We start from the raw sequence: 3,710 nt of genomic DNA, 5'->3' as shown, positions 1-3,710 counted from the left end.
AGCTGGCGATCGCCCGCCTGGTGCTGTCCAGCCGCGAGCGCGTGGTGACGATCGGCGCGCGCGAGAACGGTATGTTCGTGTGTACATTGAGGAACCCGAACGAAGTACGCGGCACGGCTGAATATTTCGGCAACATCCCGGCTGGCAAGCCCGACCCCGAAATGCTGCAGCTCGCCGAGGCGCTGATCAAGCAGAAGGAAACCACCTTCGATCCGAAGAATTATGAGGACCGCTACGAGGCGGCACTCATGACGATGATCCGCGAGAAGCTGAAAGGCCACAAGCCGATCATCGCGGCGGCACCCGAGCGCGGCAATGTCATCAACCTGATGGATGCGCTGAAGGCCAGCCTGTCGCAATCGAAGCCGCCGGCCAAATCGAAAAGCAAGGCCGACGAGGTTGCCAAGCCCGCCGCGAAGAAGGCGGCAGCGGGTGGTGCTGCTGAAAATCCGTTGAAGGCCAATCTGCTGAAGGCGGTCGGCAAGAGCAAGAAATGACGGCACCGACCGGCGCTGTTTTCGGCACGATAGGCGCGCTGGCGGCTTTTCCGCTCAGGCTGGCTGCGCGGGAAGTGGAACGCCAGCACGGCCAGCTGCGGCGCGGTATCACCAGGCGCACCACGCATGTCGTCTTCGGCCGGACACTTCTCGCCAGGGCAGGCCTCGTCAAAAACGGCGATGCCGGGATCGAGCGCAGTGTCGCCGCCGAGCGCGCGGCCGGTCGAACGCTGATCAGCGAGAACGGATTCCTGCGCCTTCTCGGACTGATGAAGACACCGGAGGCGTCTTCGCTGTCGCGGCAATCGCTGATCGATCAGTCGCGGCTATCAGGCTCCGACCTCGATTTTTTGTCGCTGTTCGATGCGTTCGAGCATGACACAGAACCTTATTCCTTCCGCGACCTGATCCTGGCGCGCAAATATGCCGGGCTCATCGCCGGCGGCGCGACATGGGCGGCGATCGCGCGCTCCGTCCACCGCTCCGGCCCGGTGGCGTCGCTGACCGCCAAGTCGCTCAATGTCGGCTCGCAGCATGGGCGCGCCGACGCGATCTATCTCGAAGGCGGCCAGAGCGAACTCGATGGGCAGTTGCTGTTCGATCTCGGAACAGCCGGGGCAGAGGGTGACGACACGCTGGAGGAGCTGTTCGCCGAGGCGGAAGCGGCGGAGGAGCAGGGCGACCATGATGGGGCCGCCGCGCTCTACCAGCGCTGTCTCGCCATCGATCCGAGCGATGCGATTGCCGCCTTCAACCGCGCCAACTGCCTGCGCGCCGGCGGCCACGCGGTGGACGCCGCGCATGACTATATCAATGCGATAAAACTCGACCCGGCCTTCGTCGAGGCGTGGTTCAACCTGGCCGGACTGATGAGCGAGCAAGGTCGCGAAGCCTCGGCGCGAAGGCACCTGCAGAAGGCGATCGCGCTCGACAAGACCTATGCCGATCCGGTGTTCAACCTTGCGAGGTTGGAGTTCGACGCGGGCAATCTGCTAGAGGCGCGGCAGCTGTGGGTGCGCTATCTCGAACTCGACGCGGATTCGGAATGGGCGCGGGTTGCAGCCAAGGGCGTGCAGTTCGTGGATCTGCAGCTGGCGCGGACGGCGGGGTGAGCATGATTGGCAAAGGCCGCCATGACAGCCAATCTCCCCCCTTGCGGGGGAGATGTCCGGCAGGACAGAGGGGGGCGCTGTCCCGCCAACAGATCGGCCAATTTTGGCGCGTGTTCCCGCACGCAAGCATGACCGAAGGCTGGCATTCCTTCACGCCCCCCTCTGCCCTGCCAGGCATCTCCCCCACGAGGGGGGAGATCAGCAGCGTCGCCGTCGCGCCGGACATCACAGCATGACCCACTTCCTCTTCGACGGTCCCGACACCGCGCCCACCACCATCCTGCTTGCCCATGGTGCGGGCGCGTCGATGGATTCGCCTTCGATGACCGCCACCGCCAAGGCGCTGGCCGCGGCCGGCTTACAGGTCGCGCGCTTTGAATTCCACTACATGGCTGCCCGCCGCTACGGCCACCGCAAACCGCCGCCGCGGGCCGAGACGGTAAATCCGGAATATATCAAGGCGACAGCCGACCTCAGGGCAAAGGGCGTGACGGGACCGCTGATCATCGGCGGCAAGTCGATGGGCGGGCGCGTCGCCTCCATGGTCGCCGACGAGATGTTTGCCAAGGGCGAGATTTCAGGGCTGGTCTGCCTCGGCTATCCCTTCCATCCGCCGGCCAAGCCCGAGCAATTGCGCACCAAACACCTTGCCGATCTGAAGACGCCGACGCTGATCTTCCAAGGTACCCGCGACGAGTTCGGCACCAGGGACGAGGTTGCGACTTATGACCTTTCCGATCGCATCGAGGTCATCTGGCTGGAGGACGGCGACCACGATCTCAAGCCTCGCAAGAGCATCTCGGGATTTTCGGCGGCCGACCATCTGAAGATGCTGGCCGAGACGGTCAAGGCGTGGTCGGGTCGGATCGCTTCCTGAAGCGATGAAGATCGCCTCCTTCAACATCAACAACATCAACAGCCGGCTTGAAAACCTGCTGGGATGGCTGGCTGTGGCAAAGCCCGATGTCGCCTGCCTGCAGGAGCTGAAGGCGCGCGACATGCAGTTTCCACGCTCGGCATTGGCGGCGGCCGGCTATGGCGCGGTGTGGAAGGGCGAGCCGACGTGGAACGGTGTTGCCATCCTGGCACGGGGCGCCGAGCCAGTGCTGACCCGCGATGCCTTGCCCGGCGATGATGCCGACAGGCAGAGCCGTTATATCGAGGCGGCGGTGAACGGCATCATCGTCGCTTGTCTCTATGCGCCGAACGGCAATCCTCAGCCCGGTCCGAAATTCGCCTACAAGCTCGCCTGGCACGCGCGGCTGGAGGTGCATGCCGAACAGTTGCTCGACACCGGCCTGCCGGTGGTGCTGGCCGGCGACTACAACATCGTGCCCGAGCCGCGCGATATCTACGCCACCCGCTCCTATGACGACAACGCGCTGGTGCAGCCGGAAAGCCGGGCGTCGTTCCAGCGCCTGCTCGACCAGGGTTGGCTTGATGCCCTGCGCAAGAAGCATCCGAAGGAAACGCTTTACACATTCTGGGACTATCGCCGCAACCGCTGGCCGCGCGATGCCGGCCTCCGGCTCGATCACATCCTGCTGTCGAAGAAACTGGCACGCCGCCTGACCGCCGCCGGCATCGACCGCGACGTGCGCGGCGAGGACGGCGCCAGCGACCATGCGCCGGTGTGGGTGGAATTGAAGTAGGCGACTGCTTTCATTGCGTCGCGCTTGAACGGGTCCCTGCAACGCGCTTAAAGTCCTTTGTCTTGATGCAAGTTGCTGTCCCAATCCGGGTTCGCTTTTGGCCGACATGCAATAACCCTGTCGGCAAAGTACTCCAACGCAGCCGGATCGCCCGTGAACGCAACCCCCCACGAGATTTGTGAATCGAGGCTCCATGCCTGACTTGGGCGCTGTCGAGATACTGGCCGCTGCCATTGTGGTGCTTGCGGCTGCTGTCATGTCCTGGCTGCTGTGGCGGAAGCGCAGCCGCCGCAAGGGACGGCGGCAGACCAATCCGGCTGCCGACTATGCCGTCCGTACCGAATGGAACGCCGGCGGGGGTATGCTCAATTACTCATCCTTCGTCTATTTCGATGTCGATCGCGACGGCAAATACGGCGCCGGAGACCGGCCGATGGCCGGGATCATGG

The 3,710-nt window shown here is 64.1% G+C and carries 3 protein-coding genes and 2 pseudogenes; all 5 read left to right on the top strand.

Annotated features, from left to right (window positions below):
* Window positions 1-497 (top strand): annotated as a pseudogene (locus tag EN893_RS23800) (Ku protein); the annotation flags it as partial.
* The gene (locus EN893_RS23795) at window positions 494-1,609 is read left to right on the top strand and encodes a tetratricopeptide repeat protein (RefSeq protein WP_127269166.1); all 1,116 of its coding nucleotides are present in this window, start codon (window positions 494-496) and stop codon (window positions 1,607-1,609) included. The pseudogene EN893_RS23800 and the gene EN893_RS23795, both read left to right, overlap by 4 nt.
* A gap of 232 nt (window positions 1,610-1,841) precedes the next feature.
* Window positions 1,842-2,486 (top strand): alpha/beta fold hydrolase, encoded by a 645-nt coding sequence (locus EN893_RS23790; RefSeq protein ID WP_127269167.1) that lies wholly within the window; start codon window positions 1,842-1,844, stop codon window positions 2,484-2,486.
* A gap of 4 nt (window positions 2,487-2,490) precedes the next feature.
* Entirely contained in the window at window positions 2,491-3,261 is a 771-nt protein-coding gene (locus tag EN893_RS23785) for an exodeoxyribonuclease III (RefSeq protein WP_127269168.1), read from the top strand.
* Window positions 3,262-3,454: 193 nt separating this feature from the next.
* Window positions 3,455-3,710 (top strand): annotated as a pseudogene (locus tag EN893_RS23780) (hypothetical protein); the annotation flags it as partial.

The sequence above is a fragment of the Mesorhizobium sp. M7A.F.Ca.CA.004.04.2.1 genome, assembly GCF_004022825.1.
GTDB lineage: Bacteria > Pseudomonadota > Alphaproteobacteria > Rhizobiales > Rhizobiaceae > Mesorhizobium.
Note: the sequence above shows the minus strand (reverse complement) of the source record. Positions and strands in the feature narration are given on the sequence as shown.

Excerpts from the sequence above, each read along its gene's own strand:
- EN893_RS23785 (WP_127269168.1), top strand. The coding sequence starts at position 2,491 with ATGAAGATCGCCTCCTTCAACATCAACAACATCAACAGCCGGCTTGAA.
- EN893_RS23795 (WP_127269166.1), top strand. The coding sequence starts at position 494 with ATGACGGCACCGACCGGCGCTGTTTTCGGCACGATAGGCGCGCTGGCG.
- EN893_RS23790 (WP_127269167.1), top strand. The coding sequence starts at position 1,842 with ATGACCCACTTCCTCTTCGACGGTCCCGACACCGCGCCCACCACCATC.